A 22,820-nucleotide genomic window follows, 5' to 3' on the forward strand; every position below is an offset into this window, starting at 1 on the left:
GGCCGCGACACCAGCGTCGGCGGGTAGCTATGGAGGCGGGACGGTGGTCGCAGGTCCCGGGCCGTCCGACAACAACCAGGCCCGCGCCTCGTCAACGGTCAGGAAGGCGCGCACTGCTGGCCCGCCCATCGTCCGCTCGACCTGAAGTTTGTTGAGCGTCTTCTTTACCGCCAGCGCGGTCCGCCCGGTCCAGCGCGACTGAAAGCCCGTCGTCATCTGCGCGAGTGCCTCACTCACGGGCTGCGACTGCACGGGGAAGTCGACCGACTCGCTCAGCACGTCGAAGTTCGATCCCCGCCCAATCTCCGCCACGGCGGCGTCGATGGCCCGCTCAAAGTCGGCAACCGTCGCCACGTCCCAGAACCCCGTCATCGTCAGGTGCAGGATGCGATGTTCAGGATCGAAGGAAATCGTGAATGGCTCGGCCATGCGGGTCAGCCCTGTGTCCGAGCCGGAATGCTCGAACTCGCGTTGAAGGCGCCGAAAAGTGGGTCCCACTCGTTGATTACCATGTCCTCGATCAGACCCTCCAACGCGAAGGGATCGGTGGCGATCAGGCGTTCGAGGCTTTCCCTATCGGGAGCCGTCATGATCAGGAGCGCCGCCCTCACGTCGAGGTGGGCCAGCGGTCCCGACGCGAGCAGCGAGCCGTCCCCGAGCCTCTCCCTCAGCCATTGGACGTGCGGCATGACGTGCCGGGCCCAGCCCTCCTCGTCGGATGCTGATACGATACCGCGTAGACGGGCACGGCGACCTCTCCCTTCATCCTGCGGGCAGTTAGACTAAAGCGGCGCGGCGCGTCCATGCCATAGGGCATTGAAGGACGCGCCCTCGCTACGCCGACCTCGAGCGGCCGGCGACGGATCGACTGGAGGCACGCCTGATGATATCGCCTGTTGCAAGTCCGATCGATCGCGAGGTCCAGTGATCTATCTCATCGTCGTCGCCTCCACCATGCTGCTGCTTCCGGCCGCGTCGATCGTGGTCGACGCCGGGTCGGCACCGCTCCTCTGGCTCGTGGGGAAGTGGTTCGTATTCTGGGCGGTGGGCGCCCGTCTGATGCTCGCAGGGCTGCGGCAGTATCTGCAGCCCGCCTTTACCAGCCGCGACATCATGGGCATCGAGAGCGCTGAGGTTTTCGTGCTGGTCCGCGAGCTGGGCGGCGCAAACGTCGCCTCGGGCGTCCTCGGCTTAGCGTCGATCGCCGCGCCCAGCTTTGTGCTCCCCACCGCGATCAGCGCTGGCATCTTCTACGCCGTCGCCGGAGCCGAACACGCTCGCGCCGACCATCGGGGAAGGAACGAACTCGTCGCTATGGTCAGCGACTTCTGGGCGACGGCCATCCTACTCGGCTTTGCCGCTGCATGGGTGCTGACGGGCGGTCTGCGCTGAGGTCTCATGGTCCGCGAGAAGAGTTCGGCGAAATCCAGCGATCGGATGAAGGACGGGCTCAGGCCGCCGTCTAGTTTCGATCTGCGTGTGCCTAGTAGCGCGCGCCCAAGCCTCTCCCCATCCGATGGTCTCGGCATTACTGCGCTGCCCGCCATCGTTCAGACAGGCAGCTGATACCCGTCCTTCGAAGGCGCCACTTTCGGCGCCTGCAGCGGGTGTGCGGCAGGAACCGCGCACGTCTCACGATTGTTGGCTCCCGACCCCTTCATCTGATCCACGCAGGAGCTTGAGCCATGACCGACGTGATATTCATCCACGGGATGTTCCAGAACGACACGAGCTGGGCCGGCTGGGTCTCCAGATTCAGCGCCGCTGGCTACAATTGCGTCGCGCCGGTCTGGCCGCTCCACGAGGGCGATCCGCGCGAGCTCCGCGAGAATCCACCGGAGGGCCTAGGCGACCTGACGCTCGTAGACGTGCTGGGGAGCATCGAGCAGGTGGTCCGCGCGCACGATAGGCCGATAGTCATCGGCCACTCGGTCGGCGGACTGATCACGCAGATCCTGCTCAATCGCGGCCTCGCGTCGGCGGGGGTGGCGATCGACTCCGTCGCGCCGAACGGCATGGTCGACCTCGACTGGGGCTTCATCAAGAACAGCACCATCATTGCCAATCCGCTGATGGGCAACTCGCCGATCAAGATGGACGCGAAGACCTTCCACAGCGCGTTTGCAAACACGCTTAGCGAGCAGGCCGCCACGCAGGCGTTCGAGGCGACCGCTACGCACGACAGCCGGAACGTGCTGCGCGGATGCATGGGAGCGGACGGTCGGGTCGACGTCGACGCACCGCATGGCCCGCTCCTCCTCATTGGCGGCGAGGAGGACCAGATCATCCCGGCGCATCTCACAGAGAAGAACTTCAAGGCCTACACCGATCAGGGCAGCGTGACCGAGTTCGCGCCCTTCGCCGGGCGAAGCCACTTCATCTGCAACGAAGCCGGCTGGGAGGAGGTCGCGGACTGCGCCCTTGCGTTCCTTGAAGCGAACAGCTCCGCAAGCAGCGCGAAGAAGGCAGCGTTGGCCGATTGAGCTCGGCGGTCTGACTGGACCAAGAAGCAGTCTGAGTTGAGGGGCGGTCAGCGAGTCGAATGCACACCTACGTGATCACTGGATATGGGGAGATCGACGATGTCATCCGACTGGCCGAAGAGGCACCGCCCGTTCCCATGCCACGGCAGATTGTGTGCGACATCCGCGCGGCGGCGCTGAACCCGATCGATCTGGCGATCATCAGGGGCGACCCGAAGAGGATCAACCACTACAGGATGCTGCGGCGCATCGGTTTCGACGCGAGTGGCGTCGTCAGCGCGGTCGGCTCCGCCGTCACGCTGTTCAAGCCCGGGGACGAGGTGTTCGTGCGCGCGTCGCGGGATACGATCGGGACGTTCGCCGATGCTCGAGCAACGCGGCGAGGTCGAACCGCTATGGCATCGCGACGCCGCCGAATCGCGGTCGTTCAAGGCTCTGCTCCAGTGGACGGCGATCCGCAGGGACCGCTGGCAGGAATGGGGCCAACTCGCCGAACGCCTGGGCCAACGAGCCTTCTACCAGCACATGCGCGAGCGCACCTTCGAGCTCCTGCCAACCCTCACCGCGCGCTCAAGGCTGGTGACCTCGGCGAGATCCTCGTCGCCGCGGTGCACGTTTTCCAGCGATGCGCTCATGCGCCAGTCGATCGTCGGGGTCTTGGCGTCGTCGTTCCAAGTCGCCTCGGTCATCGTCAGTCCTTCTTGCCGATCTCGCGCCAGCTCTTCTCGCTCACCTCGACGTCGAACTTCTTCGCCGCAGCCTTGATGCGCTTCCACGCCGCCTCGCGGTCGTCGTCGCTCACGCCCTTCACCTGGTTGAAGCGCGCGATCGCGTTTCGAACGTGGCTGGCGTTCTCGAGCGGCTCCTTCTCCTGGTCGGGAAAGGCGAACGCCCGCTTGCCCAGCTTCTCGCGATCCTTCGTGCTGAGCTCCGCCATCGTCATCTCCATATGTTGCAGATGCCAAACGCTCGGCCGGCGCACTTGGGTCAATATCCTCTCTTGGCGGTCCGCGACGTGGCCACCCGCATCACCGCTAAGGGCCGGCCGAGGACAGTTCAAAAAAGTAAACCCGAAGTCTCGCTGCTGTTCTCACTATGTTCGACCTGTGCTGGTTCAGCCAGATGGCTGGCGACTCCGTCATCAGGAAAGTGATCCACGTCGACATGGACGCGTTCTTCGCGTCAGTGGAGCAGCGTGACGACCCTTCGCTGCGGGGCCGGCCGGTGGCTGCGCGACGGTGCACGACAGCGCGAGTCGCCGAGCGCGCGGGGGTGAGCGTGGGCTCCTTCTACCAATACTTCCCCAACAAGGCGTCGATCCTGTTCCGGCTGCAGAGCGACGAGTGGCGCGAGACCACTGACATCCTCAGCGCCATCCTGAGGCACGGGACGCGGCCGCCGCTCGAAAGGCTGCGCGATCTCGTGCACACGTCATCCGCTCGGAATGTGACGAGGCGGATGTCCGCATGGCCCTGAACGACGCGGCGCCGCGCAGGGATGCGGAGATCAAGCGGTATGCCGACGGCATCGCGGACATGTTCTGCGCCTATCTCGAACGGCTTAATGGCATCGAGGGTCGGGCCGCAGATCAGACGATGCCGACACCGCGCAAATAGTCCTCCAGGATCCTGGTCTGGTCACGCGCCACGACCGCGGCGATGTAACCGTCCGGGCGGATGAGAATTCTGTCACCTTGCTCGACGCTATAGGCCTCGACGAAGTCGCGGTGCACGTCGTCGAAGTCAGCGTGCGGTCCGATGCCGTAGATGGCGAGCCACGGGCGCGCGGCGACGCGATCGTCCGACATGTATTTGAGCAGCAGCAGCGATGCGACGAGCTTGCCGTCCTTCGTGCGGCGGAAGCCGCCAACCACGCAGTCGGCGGCGCGATGCTGCTTAACCTTTAACATCGCGCGCTCGCCCGCGCGGTATGGGCCGCCGAGCGGCTTCGCGATCACGCCGTCCAGCGCACCGCCGCTCGCGGCGAGCCACGCCTGCGCGCCCGCCAGATCGGGCGCGTGCGGCGAGAGCAGGATCGTCGCGGTCCCCTCGGCGGCGTGGAAAAGCTCGAGCGCCTTGCGGCGTTCGGCGAGCGGCCGGTCGATCAGCAAGTCACCGCCGACCGCCAAACAATCGAACAGCATCAAGTGCGCTGGCGTCTCGGCGGACAGCCGCTTGATCCTGCTCTCGGCAGGATGGAGCCGCGCCTGCAACGCGTCGAAGGACAGCACGCCGTCGATCGGCAGGATCAACTCGCCGTCGACGACATAGTCGTCGGCTTCGGTGCCCAGCAACGCAACCACGATTTCGGGGAAGTAGCGGGCGAGCGACTTGCCCGACTTCGACATCAGCTCGACGTGTCCGCCCGACCGAGACGCGATCGCGCGGAAGCCGTCCCACTTGGGCTCGTATTGCCAGCCGGCGTCGGACGGAAGCGCGTCGACGAGCTTGGCCTCCATCGGTTCGATACCGGTAAAGGGGTGCGGTCCGCCTTTCACGCGCGACTCCTCAGCTTCGGCTTGTCGGCCAGCTCGATCCACACCGGTGCGTGGTCGCTGGTCTTCTCCCATCCACGCACGTCGCGGTCGACCTGCGCATCGACCAGCCGGTCGGCGAGCGCCGGGCTCAGCAGCAGGTGGTCGATGCGCAGACCGGCGTTGCGGGCGTAGGCATTCCGGAAATAATCGAAGAAGGTGTAGATCGTCTCGTCCGGATGGATCGTGCGCAGCGCGTCGGTCCAGCCCTGGCCGGTCAGCCGGAAGAACGCCTCGCGCACCTCGGGCGCGAACAGCGCGTCCTCCAGCCAGCGCTCCGGCTTGTGGACGTCGCGCTCGGTCGGCATCACGTTGAAGTCGCCCGCAAGCATGACTGGCAGCTTGGACTCGAGCAGCCCGGCGGCGTGCTCGATGAGCTTCTCGAACCAGGTCATCTTGTATTCGAACTTGGGTCCGGGGCGCGGGTTGCCGTTGGGCATATACAAGCCGCCGATCAGAATGCCGTTGACCGCGGCCTCGATGTAGCGGCTCTGCGTGTCGTCGGGATCGCCCGGCAGGCCGCGCCGCGTCTCGTGGATCTCGCCGACCCGGCTGAGCATCGCGACGCCGTTCCAGCTCTTTTGGCCGTGCCAGATCGCGTCGTAGCCGAGGTCGCGGACGGCGGCCTCCGGGAATTTGTCCTGCGGCGCCTTGAGCTCCTGCAGGACGGCGACGTCTGGCTGGCTCTCGGCGAGCCAGCGCAGCAGCACCGGCAACCGGCCGTTGACGCCGTTCACGTTGTAAGTGGCGATCTTCACAGGTCGGGCAATTCTTGGTCGGCGCGCCCCCAGCCCGACAGCGCCTTCGATCCTGCACGTTTCACAAGCTCTGCCGCGTCGCCGATGTGGAAATGGTTGGGCGCGTGGATCGTCTCCATCTCCTTCCAGGTGATGGGCACGGCGACCGGCGCGTTCTCGCGAGCACGCACCCCATACGGCATCACCGCGGTCGCGCCGCGCTGGTTGCGCAGGTAGTCGACGAAGATGCGACCCTTTCGCTGGGCCTTGGGCAACGCGGCGGTGAAGTTGTCGGGATCGCTCTGCGCGACCGCCTGTGCCAACCGGTGCGCGAAGTCCTTCACTTCCGGCCACTCGGCCTTCGGCACCAGCGGGGCGATGACGTGGACGCCCTTGCCGCCGGTCACCATCGGAAAGGTCTCGAGCCCGATCGACTTCAGGATGTCGCGGAAGTGGAAGGCCGCCGTCCGCACCGCCTCGAAGTCCAATCCCACGTCGGGATCCAGGTCGAAGACCAGCCGATCCGCCTTCTCGACGTCCTCGATCCGTGAACCCCAGCCATGGAATTCGATCGTGCCCATCTGGACGCAGGTCAACAGACCGTCAGCGGTATCGATGAAGAGATACGGCTCCTCGTGGCCGTCCTTCTCCATGATGCCGACGTGCTTGACCGTGTCGCCGAAGCTCCCGGCGTCGTGCTTCTGGAAGAAGCATTTCTTCGCGCGGCCCTGCGGACAGCGAACGAGGCTCATCGGCCGGCTGCCAACCCAAGGAAGCATGATCGGCGCGACGGCCGCGTAATAGTCGGCGAGCTGGCCCTTGGTGATGTTGGATTCCGGAAAGATCACGCGGTCGGGATTGGTCACCTTCACCTTCGAGACCGCCGGCGCGGCGATCTCGGCCACGGGCTGCTCGACCTCCAGCACCACCGCCTCCGACTTCTTGTCCGCACGCAGGCCCAGATAACTCGGGTGCCGCAGCGTCCCCTCGTTGGTCATCTCGGTGTAGGCGATCTCGGCGACCAGCTTGGGCTTCAGCCAATGCGCACCGCGAACCTCGGCGCGCGGCGCCTTCACGGTCGGCTTGTCCTGCTCGAGCGGCGCCATCGTCTCCATCAGGCGGACGATCTCGTCGTTGCCGAAGCCGGTGCCGACCTTGCCCGCGTAGCGCAGCATTCCATCCTCGTGCACGCCTAGGATCAGCGAGCGGAACAGCCGGGACTTGTCCGACGACGTCCAGCCGACGATGACGAATTCCTGCCGCTTGATGCACTTCGCCTTCAACCAGCCGCCGGACCGGGAGCCGATGTAGCGGCCGTCCGCCTTCTTCGAGATCACGCCCTCGAGTCCGGCGTCGCAGAACCCGTGCAGCAGCTTCTCGCCGTTGCCCTCGATGTGCTCGGAATACCGTATCCTGTGGCTGCCTTCGGGCAGGATGGCGCGCAGCCGCTCCTTGCGCTCGGTCAATGGCAGCCCGGTCAAATCCTCGCCGTCGAGTTCCAGCAAATCGAAGGCGATGAAGTCGATGCTGGCGGGCGCCCCCTTCAATGCGCCCTGCAGCGTCTGGAAGCTGGAGCGGCCCTGCTCGTCCATGACGACCGCCTCGCCATCGAGAAGGGCGGACCGAACCCCGAGCGCTGCCGCCTCGTCCACGATGCCCGCAAACTTCTCGGACCAGTCGAGGCCCGAGCGCGTGTAGGCGCGCGCCCTGCCGCCACCGACCGCGACGAGCAGCCGGTAGCCGTCATACTTCATCTCGTGAAGCCAGCGGTCGCCGGTGGGCACGGTGTCGACGAGCGTGGCAAGCTGGACCGGCTGGAAGGGCGGGGGGTCGAGCTTCCCCGCCGCCCTGCTCGACGCAGCCCTCGAAACGCGCGGTTCTGTCTTGGTCCCTGCCATCATTGATAGACTCGCCGCGCCCGAGTCTCGTTCCGTCACCGGCGCCGCCTTAGGGAATTGTTGGTTCGATCCGACGGTAGAAACGACTGATGTCGATCGAAGGGCAGAAGTCTACTGATCGCCCACCGGCATGTCGAGGTGGTCGCCGAGGCCGACAAGCTGCTGCCGCTGATGGAAAAGAAACTCGGCCCGGACCACCGCCGCACACTGCAATTGTTGGCGGTGCGTGCGCAGTCGCTCGGTACGCTAGGTCGCTATGCTGAAGTTGCCAAGGAGAGCGAGCGGGTGTGGCGGACGACTGCGGCCCATGAGGGGCCAGCGGCTTTTCAAGCCGCCGCGGGTCGCGCAGATACCGCGGAAACGCAACGCCGCGCCGGACTCTACGATGATGGGTGGCAAATGCTCGCAACGCGCTCGCCGTCGCGCGCGCGTCGCCCGGTCGGGAAACAGCACTCGCCCATGGCGATCCGGACTACTGTCGCCGATTGCCTCATATATTCGGGTCGTGCGGTCGAAGCGCACCGCCCGTGAACATCGATCGCAACAAGGTGGCTGAACTGGTCGGCGATGCGGCGTGGGGTCCACGCTGGATCTTGCGCTCGCGCAAGTGCTGGTGGCCCAGAAGGATATGGTGGGAGCAAGTGCGCGATTATCCGCCGCGCGCTCCGGGCTCGGGAACAACGCCGATCCATTTCAAAAAAGTCTGATTGCGCGCGTTGCTAAGGCAATCGGACAATCGCTATAAAGTCATCGTCTGATGAGCGACCACTATGCGCCCTTAGCCGGTCGCTGGCGTCCTATTTCAACGTCCCAAAAGCAGCCGCCCCACCGCGGGTCAGCTATAAGGTGGGTCTGGCCGCATAGGCGACGAGTTCTATGTCCCGCCGGCAGCGTTCGATGCCGTCGCAAAGCTCGATCAATTCGGATTGAGTGATTTTCGTCGACTTCTTTTGGTCGGCGACGCTCTGCACACACAGGATATGCGGCTCACCTTTTGCAGGATCAGCGCTCACGCCAGCTAAGCCGTGTACAATTAGGTTCCCGGACTCCAACTTTGGTCGCCCAGGCTATCGTCCCGATCGGCCGGCCTATCCTTCAAACGGACCTATCGTGGGCGGACGCCCGGTCGATCTAGGGCTGGTTTGTTTTGGCGACGGCTCGCGCAACGGGATCGGCAGCGGCACGACATGGACATGGAATGCGAAGCGCGATCGCTACGAATACGGCACGTACACCCAATCTACGACCGAGGTGTTCGACACGTCTCTGATGGTCCAGATCTGGTCGGGCGGTGGCCGCATCCGCCTACCAAAACGGATGGTGGGATCTGTACGATGTCGCGGTCGGACCTGACCTGATCACTGCCAGCTATCGACTGAACGGGTTGAACAAACCGCGTCTTCGCATCGATCGTCGTAGCGGCCGAATCAGCGTGCAGGGAACAGCGAGTTATGGGTTCCGCGGTACTTGCGACACGATCGGCAATGCGCCCAGACGCTTTTGACGGGCGCTGAATTACAAGGCTTCGACAGTCCGTTACACCCTTCGGCTGCTTTGCGCCCCAATCACGGTCGTTCAACCGATCCGTCCGAGATCCCACAAGCCGCCGTTCGTGCAAGCGAGAATCTGGCGGCCTAATCGAGTTTGTCCCCATACTGCGCGAACTTCCATTCTGATGGCTACTCAAAGGTTGCGACCTGATTGTGGGATTGTCTCGCTAAGGGAGCCTGTTGAACAGTCACAAGAGCGTGCCTTGCAAGATAACGAGCGCGACGCTGAAATAGATGACGAGTCCTGTGACATCGACCAGTGTCGCGACGAACGGCGCCGACGCGCTCGCCGGATCGAAGCCCAGGCGCTTGAGCAGGAAAGGCAGCATCGAACCAGCCAGCGAGCCGAAGGTGACGATGCCGATGAGGCCGACACCGACCGTCAGCCCGATCAGTTGCCAGTGCGGGCCATAATCGAAGATGCCAAGAACCTGCCACGCGGCGATGCGGATTATCCCGATGACGCCGAGACTGGCGCCGAGCGCGATGCCGACCGGCAGTTCGCGGAGCGCCACCCGCCACCAGTCGCGCAGGCGGATCTGGCCGAGCGCCAACGCGCGGATCAGCAGCGAGGTCGATTGTGAGCCGGAATTGCCCCCCGAACTCATGATGAGCGGGATGAACAGCGTCAGCACCACCGCCCTGGCCAGTTCGTCCTCGAAATGCTGCATGGCGCTGGCGGTCAGCATCTCGCCGATGAACAGGGCGCCGAGCCAGCCGACCCGCTTGCGGTACATGCCGAGGAAGCCGGTGGTGAGATAGGGCTCGCTCGCGCCTTCGACGCCGCCGAACTTCTGCACGTCCTCGCTGCCTTCGGCGAGGATCGCGTCGATCACGTCGTCGACGGTGACGATGCCGAGCAGCTGATGCCGGTCATTGACCACCGGCACCGACAGCAAGTCATGGATCGAGATCAGCCGGGCGACCTCCTCCTGGTCCATGTCCGCCTGAACGGTGATCGGCTCGCGATCGGGCGCGAGAGCGAGGATCGATTGCCGCGGCTCACCGGTGATGAGCTGGCGCAATGTCACCACCCGCAGCAGCGCGCGCGTCTCCGGATCAACGACGTGGATCGCATAGACCGTCTCGCGAGTGCGTTCGACCTCGCGGATATGGCGCAGCGTATCGGCCACCGTATAGGTCGCGGGCACGCTGACGAACTCGGTCGACATGATGGCGCCGGCCGTGCCTTCGGGATAGGCGAGCAGCCGCTTGAGCGGCCAGGCGCTGTCGAAATCGACGCGCGTGAGCAGTTCGGAGCGATCATCACCGTCCAGCTCGCGCAGTACATCGGCCGCGCGGTCGTCGGCCATGCCCTTCAGGATGTCACCGGCACGACCCTGCGGCAGGTCGAGCAGCAAGTCCCCGGCGCGGATCAGCTCCGGCCGGTCGAACACGTCTATCGCGCGTTCGAGGGGAAGATGGGCGAGCACCGCTGCGGCGGTGTCGGCATCTTCCTCGTTGAGACGGGTAACGATGTCGGCGGCGTGCGCGTCAAACAGATCGGCGAACAACGCCAGATCGACCGCGCCGGGCGCGGTGCGGGTATCTTCCATAATCTCACCTCTCGATCCGCCGTCACGGCGGATCGCGGGCGAGCTAACCCCTGCGGGTCAGGCCAGCGTCAGCCGTGACGGCAAGGACAATCGACTACTGTCGCTTGGCATGGGGTTGGGTTTCCTTAGCTCCGCACCACCGGACAGAGCTGGTCGGTGCGGCGCCGAAATGGCGAGAGCGCGCGCCGAGGTCAAGGCGACAGTCGCCAGCGACATTCATGTATATCCCTGATATACCATCGTATAACGCTGATATGCTGTCGGCCCAGGCTGGTCTCACGCCGGCGGCAACTTCTCTGCCATCCTGACGAGCTCGGCCAACGATTGCGCGCGCATTTTGCGCATGATCTGTCCGCGCCGGACCTTCACCGTGATCTCGCTTAGGCCAAGAGACGCGGCGATCTGCTTGTTCAAGGCCCCGCCGACTACTTGCGCCATGATCTGCTTTTCCCTGGCATCGAGCGAGTCGTAGCGACGCTGCAAATCGTGGCGGACGGCTGCATGCGCGCGCCGGACGCGGTCCTGGCTGATGCCCTGTTGAATGGCGTCCAGCAGATCCTGCTCATGAAACGGTTTGGTCAGGAACTCGATCGCGCCGGCCTTCATCGCCCGTACCGATGTCTGGACATCGCCGTGGCCGGTGATGAAAATGATCGGCAGAGTCTTATTCGAGCGGAGCGCTTCACGCTGGAATTCGAGGCCGCTCATGCCGGACATCCTGATATCGAGCACCAGACAGCCGGGACGCTCGGGCCGAGGCCAGGCGAGAAACGCTTCCGCTGACGCGAACATGCGCGTTTCCAGACCGACCGATTCCAGCAGGTCGCCAAGCGCATCGCGCACGGACGCGTCATCGTCCACTACATAGACGAGAGGGACGTCCTCGGCAGCTTGCCCGTCAGTCATGCGGCCGGCACCTCCAACAGCGGCAAACCGAACCTGACGCGTGCGCCGCTCGGCTGGTTCGGATCGAGCGAGATGAAGCCGCCATGAGCCTCGATGATCGATCGGCAGATGGTCAGCCCCATGCCGATCCCCGTTTCCTTGGTCGTCCAGAACGCTCCGAAAAGTTTCTCCTGGTCAAGCGTGGACAGTCCTCTCCCGCAGTCGGCGATGGTTACGACCGCATCGTCGCCGATCCGTTCGGACGACAGCTTGATAAGACGGTGATCGCTTTGCCCGTCTTTGATCGCCTCGATCGCGTTAAGGAGCAGGTTTCCGAGCACTTGCTGGAGCTGAGTCTTGTCCGCCAGCGGATAAAGGCCATCCGTCAGATCAAGCCGCACCTCGATGTCCCTGCGGTCGAACTCCTGGCGCGCCAGCGAGAGCGTGTCGCGCAAGACCGCATTGAGGTCGACCGCGACTTTCTGCGGGGGTTCGCCGCGTGCGAGGCGGCGCAGATTGCCGACGATCGTACTGGCACGATTACCGTCAGCGACGATGCGCGAAAGCGCGGCTTGCGCTTTGTCGAGCCGTGGCGGCGTCTGCCCCAACCAGCGCAGGCCGGCGTTACCGCTGGCGACGATGGCGGCGAGAGGCTGGTTGACCTCGTGCGCGATCGATCCGGTCAGCGCGCCGAAACTTGTCAGCCGGGTCAAGCGACCAAGCTGAGCCCGGGCCTCGTGAATCGCAGTCTCGGCAGCAACGATCCGAAGGGCAAGGAAGGTCGTTATCGCGATCGCCGACACGCTGATCGCAAGATTGACGATTCCGGCACCGTGCTCGCCGAACCGGCTGAGCGTGAAACTGATCAGCGTCAAAGAGATGCAGACGATCGCCAGCCGGACCACGCCGCGGCGGCTCAGCACCTGGACCGCGAGCAGGATCGCCGCGACATAGAAGACCGCGGCGGCGATCTCGTAGCTCGTGATTGTGTCGACGATGAAGACGGCGACCAGCAGCCCGGCTAAAGCCACTAGCTTCAGACGCCGATTCCGTACTCCGCGAAGACTATCCGGCAATATTGCTCCCTCGTCCGCCAGGCGCGGCAGCTCGTGTGCATACCGGCGTTCGTATGGAATGATCGTAGAGCGTAGGACAAGCCGCGTCTCGGTCCCAAGAATATACCTTCGTATATCAAATATATACATAGGTGCCGAGACGCCATTTCTCTTAGCGGATTGCTGCTGCCGCAGTTAAGACCTGTGAAGCTATCGTTTCACCAAATCGGCCTTTTTGAATGAACAGGATTGCTCGTCTGATCGGTAGTCCATTCGCTTTTGGCATAGGCCTTTTCCTTGTCATGGTCCTGCTCGGAATTGGCGGTGCATTCGGTTGGCACAGCCCCGTCTTCACCATCGCACGCCATACCATGGTGCTCGCGACAGGGTTGGGACTTCTTGTGATTCTTTGGTCGGGAAGAATGCGAGCCAGGCGCCTTGCCCGCAAGGTCGAGCAGCTTGGCCCGGTAAAACCGGGGCGCCGTCCGGCCTCGCGCGCCCAGCCTGGCGATCGTGCGTGAGGCAGGCCGAGCGTGCCTCGCCACGCAACCATATCGGTCATTCCTCCCGGCGCGCGATTCCCGGAAGGAGGCCGCCGAGGGAACAGCGAGCCGACGCCACGCGGTTTAATGCCAGCGCTCTTGGAGGAATCGCGGTCGAGGGCCGGCACGGCAGCGGCGGGCGTCTCCGCGATCTGATCGCTGTCCCGGGTGAAGCGGGCGCCGCGCAGGTGCAGGCGGTCATAGTCCGATGTGACGGACGCAATGTCCGGATCGATGCGGCATCTTTCCTCGATCTACGGCCGGGCGGACCTCTCGTCGTCGCGGTCGAGCCGATCGATCAGCCGCTGTTCGAGCGGCGAAGCGGCGAGTTTCTGATCCTCGCGGACCTGCTTGACGGGGAAGTGATCGACCGGCCGGCGCAGCGGATCGTCCGGGTCAACGATGCCGTCATCGAATGGGACGGAACCTGCCTGACTTGCGCTGCGATCGATGCGAGCGCGGCTGGCCTCATCCGGCGGCTCGTGCCTCGCGCCTTTGCCGATCGGTTCGAAGGTCACACCGTGGCATGGGACGAAATCGAACCGATGATCGAGCCACCACCCGGCATGGATTTCGTGTTCAGCCATGCGGGCCTTCGGGAACTTCATCCCGCCGACATTGCGGCGCTGATGGATCATCTGCCGTACCGGCAAGGAGCGCGCATTCTGTGCGCGCTCGGGACCGAACTGGCCGCCGATACGCTCGAAGAGGTCGAACGGCTTCGTCAGCCGGAGTTCCTTGAATATCTGCCGCAGGACCGTGCGGTGGCGATCCTCGACAGTATGGCGCCGGACGCCGCCGCCGACCTACTGGAGTCCGTGCCGCGCGACAAATCGGACAAGCTGATCTCGCTCCTGGAGCCGGAGACCTCGAGCGACATCAAGCTGCTGCTAAGCTATCCCCACAATTCGGCCGCCGGCTTGATGACGACGGATTTCGTCATGGCCCTCGATACCGAGACGGTCGAGGAAGCGATCGCCTATGTACGGGGGCAATTGCGTCGCCCGCACCTCGTTTATTACGTCTATATCGTCGACGATCCGCAAGCCCGCAGGCTGCAGGGGGTCATGTCGCTTCGGGACTTGCTGTTGGCCGAGCCGGAGATGCGGCTGTGCGATTGCATGAGCTCGACGGTTCACACCACGCGTCCCGAGGAGCATTGCAAGGAGGTCGCGAGGATCATGGGTGAGTACAACCTCCTCGCCTTGCCGGTGATCGACGAGCTCGGCCGGATGCTGGGTCTGGTGACCGCCGACGATGTTCTCGACCTGATGCTACCCGAATCCATGCGCCGGCACCTGCCGCGGCTGTTCAGTTGATGGAGAGCACGGCTCCCGCGCCCGAAAACATGGCGATGGTTCCGCCCGCTGTTCGCCGGCTTGCCCGGCGCAGACGCCTGCGCGTGCCGAAGGGCGGCGTTCTCGCTTTCCTCGCCGCGCTGGGACCGGGCCTGATCACCACCAACGCCGGCAACGACGCAGGCGGGATCGCCACCTACTCGGTGGCCGGCGCGACCTATGGGCTCGACTTGCTCTGGGTGCTTCCAGCGATCACGCTGAGCCTGATCGTCGTGCAGGAAGCCTGCGCGCGCATGGGGATCGTCACCGGCAAGGGACTGGCCGGGCTCATCCGCGAGAAGTTCGGCATTCGCTGGACCGCGCTGGCGATGGTCACCTTCTTCATCGCTTCGCTCGGCACCACCGCTTCGGAATTCGCCGGCATCGGTTCGGCTAGTGAACTGTTCGGCGTATCGCGCTATATCTCCGTGCCGGTTGCCTTCATCATCGTCTTCTATCTCGTCGTTGGCGGCACCTACCGCATCGTCGAGAAGGTCTTCCTCGCGGCGACGGTCGTATTCTTCGGGTATGTCGGCACTGCGTTCGTCGCGACGCCGGATTGGGGGCCGGTCCTCAAGGCTTCCGTTATCCCGACTTTTCGTGCCGATCAGGGCTATCTGTTCATGGCGATCACGCTGATCGGCACGACGATCACCTCTTACATGCAGTTTTTCCTGCAGGCGACGGAGGTCGAGAAGGGCACCAGCGTCCGCGAGCTTCCATTCGTGCGCGCCGACGTGATCATCTCGTCGGTGTTCGCCAATCTCATCGCGTTCTTCATCGTGATCACGACGGCGCAGACGCTTCATCCCCACGGCATCAAGATCGAAACAGCGGCCGACGCCGCGCGTGCGCTTGCTCCGCTGGCGGGATCCTGGGCTGAAATCCTATTCGCCGTCGGACTTGTCGGCGCCTCAATGTTCGGCGCGACCGTCCTGCCGCTCGCCACGGCCTATGTGGTGACAGAAGCATTTGGCCTGGAGCGGGGGATTGCGCGGAGCTTCAGGGAAGCGCCGGTCTTCATGGGGATTTACGCAGCGACGCTGGGCCTGGGCGTTGCCGTCGCCCTGATCCCGCATATGCCGCTCGTGAAGCTCATGCTTGCCAGCCAGTTCGTGGACGGCCTGCAATTGCCGGTGATCCTAGTGTTCATCGCGTTGATGACGGCCGACCGAGGGCTCATGGGCGAGCATGTCAGCGGGCGCGTGCTGCAGGCTGTGCAGTGGGCCACGGCCGGCATCCTGAGCCTCATGAGCCTGGCCCTGGTGGCAATGACGATGTTGGGCTTCGGATAAAATATAGGAGGTGTGCTTGAGCGAACAGTCCCCGGATAGTCCGGAACCCGGCCCATTCCATGTGCTCGCATTCGCCACGCGTGATGCGGCGGAGCATGCCTATGAAGACCTTGTCGGCATGGGAGTGTCGCCCGGACACATTAACTTATTCGTGCATACCGACCCGATCGAAAAGCGTCGCCGCGACGATACACTGGATCACGACATCGAGACCGGAGGCGCGGTGGGTGCCGGCGCTGCGTCGTTTGCCGGCGGAGTAGGTGGCCTGCTTGCCGGTTTGGGGTTGTTGGTCGTCCCCGGCTTTGGACCTCTCCTCGCTGTGGGTCCGATCGCGGGAGCCTTGACCGGCGCCATCACCGCAGGAGCGTTGGGCGGGCTCGCCGGTTCTCTTATCGGTGTGGGGGTGGCAGAGGCATCCGCGCTCGCTGCTGAGAAACATCTCAAGGCTGGCCATGCCATTATCGTCGTAGCCGGGTCTGCCTGGAACGAAGAAGTCGCCAATGCAGCACAGTGTTCGTCGGGATTGATAGATGTTGACCGCATCTAGGAGTGCACTTGAGTTCCGTCTCCCTGCGGCGGACTCACACGCCGAAATAAAGTGCGCTTGGTTTCGCGCCTGAATTGGCCCCCTAAGCGCTCGTTGCCACCGCGACCGCTGGCGATGCATGAGCCCGAAGCCATCATCCGTCCAATACTGCTCCTTCCCTAAGTCGGCGACAGCAATAGTCGAGTATCTGGATTCGAGTGTCGCTTCCGCGATTGCGGTCATTAACAGAGTGAGCCGGATATATCCGGCGCTGGTGCGTTAAAGTCCCAAGGGTAAATCACCGAGTCCGAAGACATGTCGGTGATGCCGATTCAGCGAAGGGAAAAGATGGACGACAGTCACCGCGCCTTGATATTATTGTTTGGCGGTGGTCTCGTCCTCCTGATCTCGTGGCTGCCGATGCTGTTGAAGCGGGTGCCGCTTTCGCTGCCGATCATATGCCTCGCGATGGGCTACGGCACGTCGTTCACGTCGATCCTTCGTGTCACATCTGTCGCTGATCTGACTACGAGTCATACCGCCGAAGCGCTATGCGAGATCGTGATGCTCCTGGCGTTGATGGGCGCCGGTCTCAGGATCGATCGGGTGTTCGGCTGGCGCGCATGGGGTACGCCGTGGCGCCTGCTGCTCATCGCGATGCCGATTACGATGATCCTGGTCTTCGCAGCGGCGCACTGGGGCCTGGGAATGGCAGCCCCGGCGGCGTTGCTCCTTGCGGCAGCCCTAGCGCCGACCGACCCAGTTCTGGCTGGCGATATCCAGACCGGTCCGCCTGGGGAGGGAGAAGATGGCGAAACCCGCTTCGGGCTAACCGCCGAGGCCGGCTTTAACGATGGACTGGCCTTTCCCCTCATCCTCCTTGCACTGGCTCTCCATGCCGGCACTGCCAACTGGGGACACTGGCTGGGAATCGAGTTCGCCGCAGAGATCCTGATCGGTATCGTTGTCGGCGCGGTGCTTGGCTGGCTCATGGGCCGGGCGCTGTTCCGCCTGCCGCATCTCAGGAAGATATCCGACAGTGGCGACGGGCTGGTGGCGATCGGTGCAACCTTCCTTTCCTATGCCGCGACCGTGCTTCTGCACGGCAATGGCTTCATCGCGGTGTTCGTCGCCGGGCTCGCCATCCGCGCGGTGCGGCCCGAGGACGAGTTTCACGCCGAGATGGCAGCGTTCGCCAATCAGGTCGAGCGTGTGCTGATCATGCTGGTGCTGGTGTTGTTCGGCTGGACCCTGGGCCATGGCCTGCTCGCTTCTTTGACCTGGCAGGGTGGTTTGCTGGCGATTGCGCTCATCCTGCTGTTCCGTCCGATCGCTTGCTGGATTGCGTTCATCGGCTCCTCGGCTCCGCGGACCGCCAAGCGTATGATGGGCATTTTCGGCATCCGCGGGATCGGCACGATCTACTATATCCTCTACGCGACCGGACGCGGCGACTTCGCCGAACGCGAACAGCTCTGGGCGATCGCGGGGACGGCCATTCTCGCGTCGATCATCGTCCACGGCACGGTCTCGACGCCGTTGATGACATATGCCGATCAGCTTCGAAAGCAGCACGGGCGCAACTGGGACCATTCGGAGTACGAAAACTATCCCTCCGCGTAATTAGAGACCCCGGGCGGCGTCGAAGAAGATGATAGCGTTGGGTAAAGCCGGGAGTTCGTTGGCCCATCAACGCTGGCCTGATGGTGCAAAACCGATGATGGGGCATCCTCGCGCCTGACTGCAGAGCAGCCGTGATCGACATAAGCGAAATGAATGCTGTTTGTCGGTGAAGTCGTTCATAGACCCTCGCGGCGGATTATCGCCATGGAGAAGAATATGACACGGATCGCACTAATGATCGCTCTGGCAGGCGCTGCCGTTACCTCGGCAATCCCGGCGCAAGCGAAGGTATGTCGTACCTATGTTCGCGGCCATCACGTCAAATGCCACAAGGCATTCCGTCCTAGCGTTAACCTCAAGCGCAAGCACCCGATAAAGGTCGTCCGTTGCCGCACTCGAGTTGGCCATAACGTCAAGTGCTGACTCTATAAGGGCCGTATCTTCGGAAGGAGAAGCGGCCCTTCTTCTGCCGATTGACAGGCCGGCGGCCGAAGGCCCTTTCGTGTAGGCGTAGGCTACTAAATTGTCAGAAATCGGTCCTTCGGCAATGCGCCCTAAATCCGGCCGTTGCGGCACGCGACCTAAAGTCCCGAAACCAGCCGTTATTGTAAGGGCTCAACGTCGCACCCTATGAAGTGATTATGCCGTATCGGCAGAACTGAGGCAGGCATTATCCGTCGGAACCGTGCTATCGCCACCGCGAAATGGGGGTGTGCATTGATGCACTGTGCGTCTTGGGTGTTAGTCGGCTGCGCAATCAACGGCCTTATACGTGCAATCTACGACTACCAGACGCTGATCGCGGGCTGCGCCGCGGTGGTCGCGGCCTATTTCGCCGCGCGACCTGTCTACCGTCAGCTCGACATGATGCGGCTGCAATCCGACGCGGTGATGCGCGGAATGCTGCTCGACCGCGAGCGCGATCTGCGCCAGGCGCTCGAGGCGCTCGATAAGAATGTCGGCGAGCCGCTCGCGGGCTTGGGGCACGCGGTCTATTGGGAAGAGGGTGACGAGATCGACGAGGAACGCGCCTTCTACCACGACCAAGCGCTGTCGACGGCCCGGACCTGGCTGGGCACCAAGTATCGCTGGCGCGACTCCGCCGAGGTCGAGACCGCGCGGGCCGGCTTGGAAAAGGGCCTGGACGCGCTGATCGACACGCTCGACGACGTCCATCGTCCCGCCCACACTGAGAAGGAGGGCGAGGATTACGCCATGACCGACGAGGAGTGGACGGCTTTCCTGAAGCGCGGCGAGGACGCGAAGGGCGAGGTCCTGGGCAAGCTGAGCAACGCGCGCCAGCTGCTGTCCGCGGTGTCCTCCGGGATCGGCGCCGAGCTCAATGCCGTCGGCCGCCAACTTACCGCGATCGACAGGTCGCTCGCGCGCATGAAGCAGTAAGGTGGCGAGACCTAGCGGCTCATTTCGATCGATTCGCGAAATCACTTGACGCGAGATGATAGATTCGGGAATGTGCTTGCGATCAAAATTTTTAGGGGCAGGCAATGGTTCCATTTCAGCAGCTTCTCGACGAGGCGTTTCCGCCTAGTGCCGACGTGGCGCTGATGCGTTCGGTGTCCCAAGCGATCGCGCTGGCCGGCGACGTGATGGAGAACGAGCCGTTCCTCAAGTCGCTGATCGGTGCGGACATCAAGGGGCATATCCGCCGCGCCGCCGTCTTGTTTAGCGTGCACGAGGGCTGCAAGGTCGGCGACCTGCCGTTCGCGTCGGAAATGACGCGGATGCCGCTGGGCGGCGGGCATTGGGTCGAGTTGCGGTCGGGGGCGTTCCGCGCCCACGTGTGCCGGACGGATGGCCCGGTGGCCTTCCCCGAGGAAACGCCCACCCGCCAGGACCAGCGGCTCAGCAATCAGCTCGAGTTGTTCGATCCCGATCCCGTCGTCGTGCCGTTCCGCGCTCCGTCACCGCAGGAGATGTATGCCTGGCTGACCTTCGGCGCCAACGGGTCCGATCTCACCCACCTGTGCTGGGGCATGCCCGAGGCCGGGCGCAACAGCTGGCTTGCGCGGACAAACGTGCTGACCCGCCTGGGCCCGATCGAGGCGGCGCCAGTTGACGTGCCCGCGCCCGCCGTCGTGCTGCGCTTCCGCGACCACATCGAGGAAGCGTTGCGCAATGACGAGCACGAGTCGACTTCCGACAACGAATCCTGACTGCGGGTAACGGGATGAGCAATGATCGCGGTGCTCCGGCCTCGGCCGGAGCCAAACCGATTCCGGAACGGATCAGGGAAGCCCGGGAGGCTCGCGGCTTCACCGGCGAGGCATTCGCCGAAGCCATCGGTGTCAGTCGGCAGGCGGTGGCGCAGTTCGAGACCGGACAGGCGTCGCCGAGCGGCGAGACGATGGGTAGAATCATCGGTGAGACCGGTCAGCCGATCTCGTTCTTCACCGGCCTGCCGTCGCGTGCGGGCGAGCCGCGTGCTCCGTTCTTCCGCAGCCTGAAACGGATGGAGCAGCACCATCGCCGTCGCATCGTCCGGCGCATGCAATGGGCGGGGGATATCGGAACCCTGCTCGAGCGATTCATCGCCTTGCCGGCCGTGAACTTCCCCGGTCTGGAGTTCGATGCCGAGCACGGCGACGAAGACGACATCGAATGCGCGGCGGAGAGGCTTCGCGACCATTGGGGTCTTGGCCGTGGTCCCATCCGCAACCTCGGTGCCACCATGGAGGCGAACGGGATCCTGCTGGTGCGCGAGCCGGTGCGCTGCCAGGACATGGACGCCGTGAGCTGCTGGATCGGGGGTCGGCCGATCGTTCTTATGTCCGAGGAGGTGGTCGGGGGACCGCGCGACCTCTTCAACCTCGCCCATGAACTCGGCCACCTGGTACTTCATCCGGACATAGAGGTCACCAGCTCGAACCTCGACATGATAGAGAAGCAGGCCAACCGTTTCGCGAGCGCCTTCTTGCTTCCGCGCGAGACCTTCAGCCGGGAGGTGCTCGGCAGCTCAATCGCCTATTTCAAGGCGCTGAAGGCGCGCTGGGCTGTGTCGATCGCCTCGATGGCGTATCGAAGCCGGGATCTCGGGATCCTCTCCGAGAACCAGTTTTCCTACTTGTTCCGGCAGATGAACAGTCTTCGCATCCGTAAGATCGAGCCACTCGACGACGCGTTTCCCGTCAATCGGCCCACGATGCTCGCCGAAGGCCTACGGATGCTGGTCGAGCACGGGGTCTACACGCGGGCGCAGATCGAAGCGGCCCTAGGGTTGAACCTGCGCGATGTCGAGGGACTGGCGGGACTGCCGGGGGGGTATCTGGATCAGCGAGTAGTGCCTATTCGACTAAAGGCTGACTTCGCGCCTGACGTTCGCGTGGACGATGCATTGGGCTGACGCCCCGAAGTATCTAATCAGCGCAGGGTTTGCTCCTTCGGACGGGCATCTGCCTTGGGAGCTCGAGGTGGCGACGGTTCATCGCTCGAAGCCCTAGCGCCGCCGTTTGGCTTTATCGGGCCAGGGCAGGATTCCGTCTAGCTCGCGAAGTCCCGTTCTCTCGCTTTCCCAGCGTTCACGTTCTGCGGGTGGCGGCGGCAGCTCCTCGTTTTCGAACCATAACAGCGTCAGCGTCTGGTCCCACTGTCCGATATGGCGACTATCCTCATACAGGTATCCGCTTCTGGTCCAGTCGTCGAACCACTGGTCGGGCTCGGCGTCGACGGGCCCTGTTTCCGTATCGCCACGCCGCAGCCGCGCGCTTAGCGAATCGCTCGGCAGCATCGTTCCCGGTCTCACCAAAGCGCCAGCTGCACGCAGCGATGTCGATCTGGCGCAAAACCGGACTTTGCCAGCCTCTGAAAGGACGAAAGCGCAAAGTTCGCGCGAAAAAGTTGCAAAGCGTGACGCGGTAGCGATCAGCGACGCGTCAAATTCGTCGGCCAGACTAGCAATCGCGTCCATTCCGGGATCGACGGCATCGACCTTGGGCTTGAACATTTTGTGGGGCAGCAAGAGTTCAGAGGCGAACACATCACACGCAACCTCGCCGGGCGCGCGACGCGCATAGCTCCAGCTCGGTGCCTCATGCTCAGCCGGGATGCCAAGCACTACGTGCGCCACTTCATGGCAGATGCTGAACCGTTGCCGGCGGGAATTCTGCCCGCAATTGACGCATATCCGGTATGTGCCGTCGGGCAGTCGAACCGACCATGCATCTTCTTGGTCGCCCAACGGTTCTGCCGACACCGTGCCACCGATGTGCGCGGCATAGGCTTCCACCGGCACCGGCAAAACCGACGGACCGACGGCCGCGATAAACGCGCGCGCTTTCATGGCGGCATCCTGGTCGTTCAAGGCATCACGCTGACATGAACCTGCGTATGCGCTCGAGCGACAGTGTATAGTCGGCACGGGCGCCCCGGTTCACCACGGTGGTCAGCATATGGAGTTCCTGCGGTGAGATCGTTGGATCATTGCGCGCGAAGTCAGCCAATGCGGGATCCACGTTCGGATGCACTGCCAGGAGTCGTAGAATGTCGGCGTCGCGCGCCGATGGAGTCAGCGCGCCGATAAGTCTGTCGAGCACGTCCTCGGATGGCGATTCCTTGGCGCCCGTTTCCAGCCGGTATACATAAGCGTGATCGACCTCGGCACGCTGGGCAGCTTCCCTTAGACTCCAGCCGCGATCGCCACGCAACGCCTTCAACCAATTTCCAAGCGCCGATTCCGGCATCAGACCTCCTTGACAAAACACGACGTCAGTCACATATGTTGTCCAGTCAGACAACAGCCCTGCGGATCTGAGGCCCAGGGCAATTTTTTGGCCTTATCTGTTG

General features: G+C 63.6%; 27 protein-coding genes and 1 pseudogene. 14 read left to right on the forward strand and 14 right to left on the reverse strand.

Annotation, left to right across the window (positions count from 1 at the left end; translation table 11 throughout):
- Positions 1 to 27 precede the first annotated feature (27 nt).
- Both FFS35_RS02310 and FFS35_RS02315 read right to left on the reverse strand, forming a co-directional pair.
- Positions 28 to 429 carry a hypothetical protein gene (locus tag FFS35_RS02310; protein ID WP_137785479.1) on the reverse strand — a complete coding sequence of 134 codons (402 nt, stop codon included), beginning with the start codon at positions 427 to 429 and terminating at the stop codon, positions 28 to 30.
- A gap of 5 nt (positions 430 to 434) precedes the next feature.
- Positions 435 to 689: a YciI family protein gene (locus FFS35_RS02315; RefSeq protein WP_137785480.1), complete on the reverse strand. Its 255-nt coding sequence runs from the start codon at positions 687 to 689 to the stop codon at positions 435 to 437.
- A 235-nt stretch (positions 690 to 924) separates the two neighbouring features.
- On the opposite strand from FFS35_RS02315, the gene FFS35_RS02320 reads away from it, so the two are divergent.
- Both FFS35_RS02320 and FFS35_RS02325 read left to right on the forward strand, forming a co-directional pair.
- On the forward strand, positions 925 to 1,392 hold the full coding sequence (locus FFS35_RS02320; RefSeq protein ID WP_137785481.1) for a hypothetical protein: 468 nt from the start codon (positions 925 to 927) through the stop codon (positions 1,390 to 1,392).
- 293 nt (positions 1,393 to 1,685) lie between these two features.
- A complete protein-coding gene (locus tag FFS35_RS02325; protein WP_137785482.1) occupies positions 1,686 to 2,483 on the forward strand; it encodes an alpha/beta hydrolase in 798 nt (265 codons plus the stop codon).
- A 515-nt stretch (positions 2,484 to 2,998) separates the two neighbouring features.
- Here FFS35_RS02325 and FFS35_RS19875 read toward each other — a convergent pair.
- A complete protein-coding gene (locus FFS35_RS19875; protein ID WP_171007447.1) occupies positions 2,999 to 3,172 on the reverse strand; it encodes a hypothetical protein in 174 nt (57 codons plus the stop codon).
- A gap of 2 nt (positions 3,173 to 3,174) precedes the next feature.
- Entirely contained in the window at positions 3,175 to 3,420 is a 246-nt protein-coding gene (locus FFS35_RS02335; RefSeq protein ID WP_137785483.1) for a DUF6582 domain-containing protein, read from the reverse strand.
- A 185-nt stretch (positions 3,421 to 3,605) separates the two neighbouring features.
- Between FFS35_RS02335 and FFS35_RS20160 the strand changes: the two are divergent.
- The 3 genes and pseudogenes from FFS35_RS20160 to FFS35_RS20165 form a co-directional block, all read left to right on the forward strand.
- Positions 3,606 to 3,713 (forward strand): annotated as a pseudogene (locus FFS35_RS20160) (hypothetical protein); the annotation flags it as partial.
- On the forward strand, positions 3,708 to 3,959 hold the full coding sequence (locus tag FFS35_RS20270; protein ID WP_349290315.1) for a TetR/AcrR family transcriptional regulator: 252 nt from the start codon (positions 3,708 to 3,710) through the stop codon (positions 3,957 to 3,959). The pseudogene FFS35_RS20160 and the gene FFS35_RS20270, both read left to right, overlap by 6 nt.
- Positions 3,950 to 4,099 carry a hypothetical protein gene (locus FFS35_RS20165; protein ID WP_212742151.1) on the forward strand — a complete coding sequence of 50 codons (150 nt, stop codon included), beginning with the start codon at positions 3,950 to 3,952 and terminating at the stop codon, positions 4,097 to 4,099. Before FFS35_RS20270 ends, FFS35_RS20165 begins: the two co-directional genes overlap by 10 nt.
- Here the strand turns inward: FFS35_RS20165 and FFS35_RS02345 are convergent.
- The 3 genes from FFS35_RS02345 to ligD are packed head-to-tail and all read right to left on the reverse strand — an operon-like array spanning position 4,072 to position 7,654.
- On the reverse strand, positions 4,072 to 4,980 hold the full coding sequence (locus tag FFS35_RS02345; RefSeq protein WP_249341400.1) for a hypothetical protein: 909 nt from the start codon (positions 4,978 to 4,980) through the stop codon (positions 4,072 to 4,074). The two genes, FFS35_RS20165 and FFS35_RS02345, sit on opposite strands and share 28 nt — an antisense overlap.
- Positions 4,977 to 5,774: an exodeoxyribonuclease III gene (xth, locus tag FFS35_RS02350; protein WP_137785485.1), complete on the reverse strand. Its 798-nt coding sequence runs from the start codon at positions 5,772 to 5,774 to the stop codon at positions 4,977 to 4,979. Before xth ends, FFS35_RS02345 begins: the two co-directional genes overlap by 4 nt.
- Complete coding sequence (gene ligD, locus FFS35_RS02355) at positions 5,771 to 7,654, reverse strand: DNA ligase D (protein WP_137785574.1); 1,884 nt, start codon at positions 7,652 to 7,654, stop codon at positions 5,771 to 5,773. The genes xth and ligD overlap by 4 nt, the downstream gene beginning before the upstream one ends.
- Positions 7,655 to 7,789: 135 nt before the next feature.
- On the opposite strand from ligD, the gene FFS35_RS02360 reads away from it, so the two are divergent.
- Positions 7,790 to 8,182 carry a hypothetical protein gene (locus tag FFS35_RS02360; protein WP_137785486.1) on the forward strand — a complete coding sequence of 131 codons (393 nt, stop codon included), beginning with the start codon at positions 7,790 to 7,792 and terminating at the stop codon, positions 8,180 to 8,182.
- Positions 8,179 to 8,358 carry a hypothetical protein gene (locus tag FFS35_RS02365; protein ID WP_137785487.1) on the forward strand — a complete coding sequence of 60 codons (180 nt, stop codon included), beginning with the start codon at positions 8,179 to 8,181 and terminating at the stop codon, positions 8,356 to 8,358. The genes FFS35_RS02360 and FFS35_RS02365 overlap by 4 nt, the downstream gene beginning before the upstream one ends.
- A gap of 132 nt (positions 8,359 to 8,490) precedes the next feature.
- Here the strand turns inward: FFS35_RS02365 and FFS35_RS19880 are convergent, their stop codons facing one another.
- From FFS35_RS19880 to FFS35_RS19885, 5 genes are all read right to left on the reverse strand, one after another.
- Positions 8,491 to 8,664: a hypothetical protein gene (locus tag FFS35_RS19880; protein ID WP_171007474.1), complete on the reverse strand. Its 174-nt coding sequence runs from the start codon at positions 8,662 to 8,664 to the stop codon at positions 8,491 to 8,493.
- A gap of 725 nt (positions 8,665 to 9,389) precedes the next feature.
- Positions 9,390 to 10,757 (reverse strand): magnesium transporter, encoded by a 1,368-nt coding sequence (gene mgtE / locus FFS35_RS02375; protein WP_137785488.1) that lies wholly within the window; start codon positions 10,755 to 10,757, stop codon positions 9,390 to 9,392.
- A gap of 276 nt (positions 10,758 to 11,033) precedes the next feature.
- Entirely contained in the window at positions 11,034 to 11,663 is a 630-nt protein-coding gene (locus FFS35_RS02380; RefSeq protein WP_137785489.1) for a response regulator transcription factor, read from the reverse strand.
- Complete coding sequence (locus FFS35_RS02385) at positions 11,660 to 12,673, reverse strand: HAMP domain-containing sensor histidine kinase (RefSeq protein WP_212742152.1); 1,014 nt, start codon at positions 12,671 to 12,673, stop codon at positions 11,660 to 11,662. Before FFS35_RS02385 ends, FFS35_RS02380 begins: the two co-directional genes overlap by 4 nt.
- An 820-nt stretch (positions 12,674 to 13,493) precedes the next feature.
- A complete protein-coding gene (locus FFS35_RS19885; RefSeq protein ID WP_171007475.1) occupies positions 13,494 to 13,826 on the reverse strand; it encodes a hypothetical protein in 333 nt (110 codons plus the stop codon).
- Between FFS35_RS19885 and FFS35_RS02390 the strand changes: the two genes are divergently transcribed.
- The 7 genes from FFS35_RS02390 to FFS35_RS02420 all read left to right on the forward strand — a co-directional run bounded on the left by FFS35_RS02390 (position 13,806) and on the right by FFS35_RS02420 (position 21,381).
- Entirely contained in the window at positions 13,806 to 14,558 is a 753-nt protein-coding gene (locus FFS35_RS02390) for a CBS domain-containing protein (RefSeq protein ID WP_171007476.1), read from the forward strand. The genes FFS35_RS19885 and FFS35_RS02390 overlap by 21 nt on opposite strands.
- Positions 14,558 to 15,871, forward strand: coding sequence for an Nramp family divalent metal transporter (locus FFS35_RS02395; RefSeq protein ID WP_212742153.1), 1,314 nt, complete (start codon positions 14,558 to 14,560; stop codon positions 15,869 to 15,871). Before FFS35_RS02390 ends, FFS35_RS02395 begins: the two co-directional genes overlap by 1 nt.
- 16 nt (positions 15,872 to 15,887) lie before the next feature.
- On the forward strand, positions 15,888 to 16,418 hold the full coding sequence (locus FFS35_RS02400; protein ID WP_137785492.1) for a hypothetical protein: 531 nt from the start codon (positions 15,888 to 15,890) through the stop codon (positions 16,416 to 16,418).
- 327 nt (positions 16,419 to 16,745) lie between these two features.
- On the forward strand, positions 16,746 to 18,020 hold the full coding sequence (locus FFS35_RS02405; protein WP_137785493.1) for a cation:proton antiporter: 1,275 nt from the start codon (positions 16,746 to 16,748) through the stop codon (positions 18,018 to 18,020).
- Positions 18,021 to 18,737: 717 nt separating this feature from the next.
- A complete protein-coding gene (locus FFS35_RS02410; protein ID WP_137785494.1) occupies positions 18,738 to 19,421 on the forward strand; it encodes a hypothetical protein in 684 nt (227 codons plus the stop codon).
- 155 nt (positions 19,422 to 19,576) lie between these two features.
- Positions 19,577 to 20,194, forward strand: a complete 618-nt coding sequence (locus tag FFS35_RS02415) for a hypothetical protein (RefSeq protein ID WP_137785495.1) — start codon at positions 19,577 to 19,579, stop codon at positions 20,192 to 20,194.
- Between the two features lie 14 nt (positions 20,195 to 20,208).
- Positions 20,209 to 21,381 (forward strand): XRE family transcriptional regulator, encoded by a 1,173-nt coding sequence (locus FFS35_RS02420; protein ID WP_137785496.1) that lies wholly within the window; start codon positions 20,209 to 20,211, stop codon positions 21,379 to 21,381.
- A gap of 93 nt (positions 21,382 to 21,474) precedes the next feature.
- On the opposite strand, the gene FFS35_RS02425 is transcribed toward FFS35_RS02420, so the two are convergent.
- Positions 21,475 to 22,317 carry an ImmA/IrrE family metallo-endopeptidase gene (locus FFS35_RS02425; RefSeq protein ID WP_171007477.1) on the reverse strand — a complete coding sequence of 281 codons (843 nt, stop codon included), beginning with the start codon at positions 22,315 to 22,317 and terminating at the stop codon, positions 21,475 to 21,477.
- 25 nt (positions 22,318 to 22,342) lie between these two features.
- The gene (locus FFS35_RS02430) at positions 22,343 to 22,717 is read right to left on the reverse strand and encodes a helix-turn-helix transcriptional regulator (protein ID WP_137785498.1); all 375 of its coding nucleotides are present in this window, start codon (positions 22,715 to 22,717) and stop codon (positions 22,343 to 22,345) included.
- Positions 22,718 to 22,820: the final 103 nt, after the last annotated feature.

The organism is Sphingomonas sp. 3P27F8 (genome assembly GCF_005502745.1).
Lineage (GTDB): Bacteria > Pseudomonadota > Alphaproteobacteria > Sphingomonadales > Sphingomonadaceae > Sphingomonas.

Bases quoted from the DNA above. Each gene is read 5' to 3' on its own strand.
- FFS35_RS20165 (WP_212742151.1), top strand. From the start codon at position 3,950: ATGGCCCTGAACGACGCGGCGCCGCGCAGGGATGCGGAGATCAAGCGG.
- FFS35_RS02425 (WP_171007477.1), bottom strand. From the start codon at position 22,317: ATGAAAGCGCGCGCGTTTATCGCGGCCGTCGGTCCGTCGGTTTTGCCG.
- mgtE (WP_137785488.1), bottom strand. From the start codon at position 10,757: ATGGAAGATACCCGCACCGCGCCCGGCGCGGTCGATCTGGCGTTGTTC.
- FFS35_RS02420 (WP_137785496.1), top strand. From the start codon at position 20,209: ATGAGCAATGATCGCGGTGCTCCGGCCTCGGCCGGAGCCAAACCGATT.
- FFS35_RS02380 (WP_137785489.1), bottom strand. From the start codon at position 11,663: ATGACTGACGGGCAAGCTGCCGAGGACGTCCCTCTCGTCTATGTAGTG.
- FFS35_RS02325 (WP_137785482.1), top strand. From the start codon at position 1,686: ATGACCGACGTGATATTCATCCACGGGATGTTCCAGAACGACACGAGC.
- FFS35_RS02430 (WP_137785498.1), bottom strand. From the start codon at position 22,717: ATGCCGGAATCGGCGCTTGGAAATTGGTTGAAGGCGTTGCGTGGCGAT.
- FFS35_RS02405 (WP_137785493.1), top strand. From the start codon at position 16,746: ATGGACGACAGTCACCGCGCCTTGATATTATTGTTTGGCGGTGGTCTC.
- FFS35_RS02310 (WP_137785479.1), bottom strand. From the start codon at position 429: ATGGCCGAGCCATTCACGATTTCCTTCGATCCTGAACATCGCATCCTG.
- FFS35_RS02315 (WP_137785480.1), bottom strand. From the start codon at position 689: ATGCCGCACGTCCAATGGCTGAGGGAGAGGCTCGGGGACGGCTCGCTG.
- ligD (WP_137785574.1), bottom strand. From the start codon at position 7,654: ATGATGGCAGGGACCAAGACAGAACCGCGCGTTTCGAGGGCTGCGTCG.
- FFS35_RS02390 (WP_171007476.1), top strand. From the start codon at position 13,806: ATGGATTTCGTGTTCAGCCATGCGGGCCTTCGGGAACTTCATCCCGCC.
- FFS35_RS02335 (WP_137785483.1), bottom strand. From the start codon at position 3,420: ATGGCGGAGCTCAGCACGAAGGATCGCGAGAAGCTGGGCAAGCGGGCG.
- FFS35_RS19885 (WP_171007475.1), bottom strand. From the start codon at position 13,826: ATGGCTGAACACGAAATCCATGCCGGGTGGTGGCTCGATCATCGGTTC.
- FFS35_RS02395 (WP_212742153.1), top strand. From the start codon at position 14,558: ATGGAGAGCACGGCTCCCGCGCCCGAAAACATGGCGATGGTTCCGCCC.
- FFS35_RS19875 (WP_171007447.1), bottom strand. From the start codon at position 3,172: ATGACCGAGGCGACTTGGAACGACGACGCCAAGACCCCGACGATCGAC.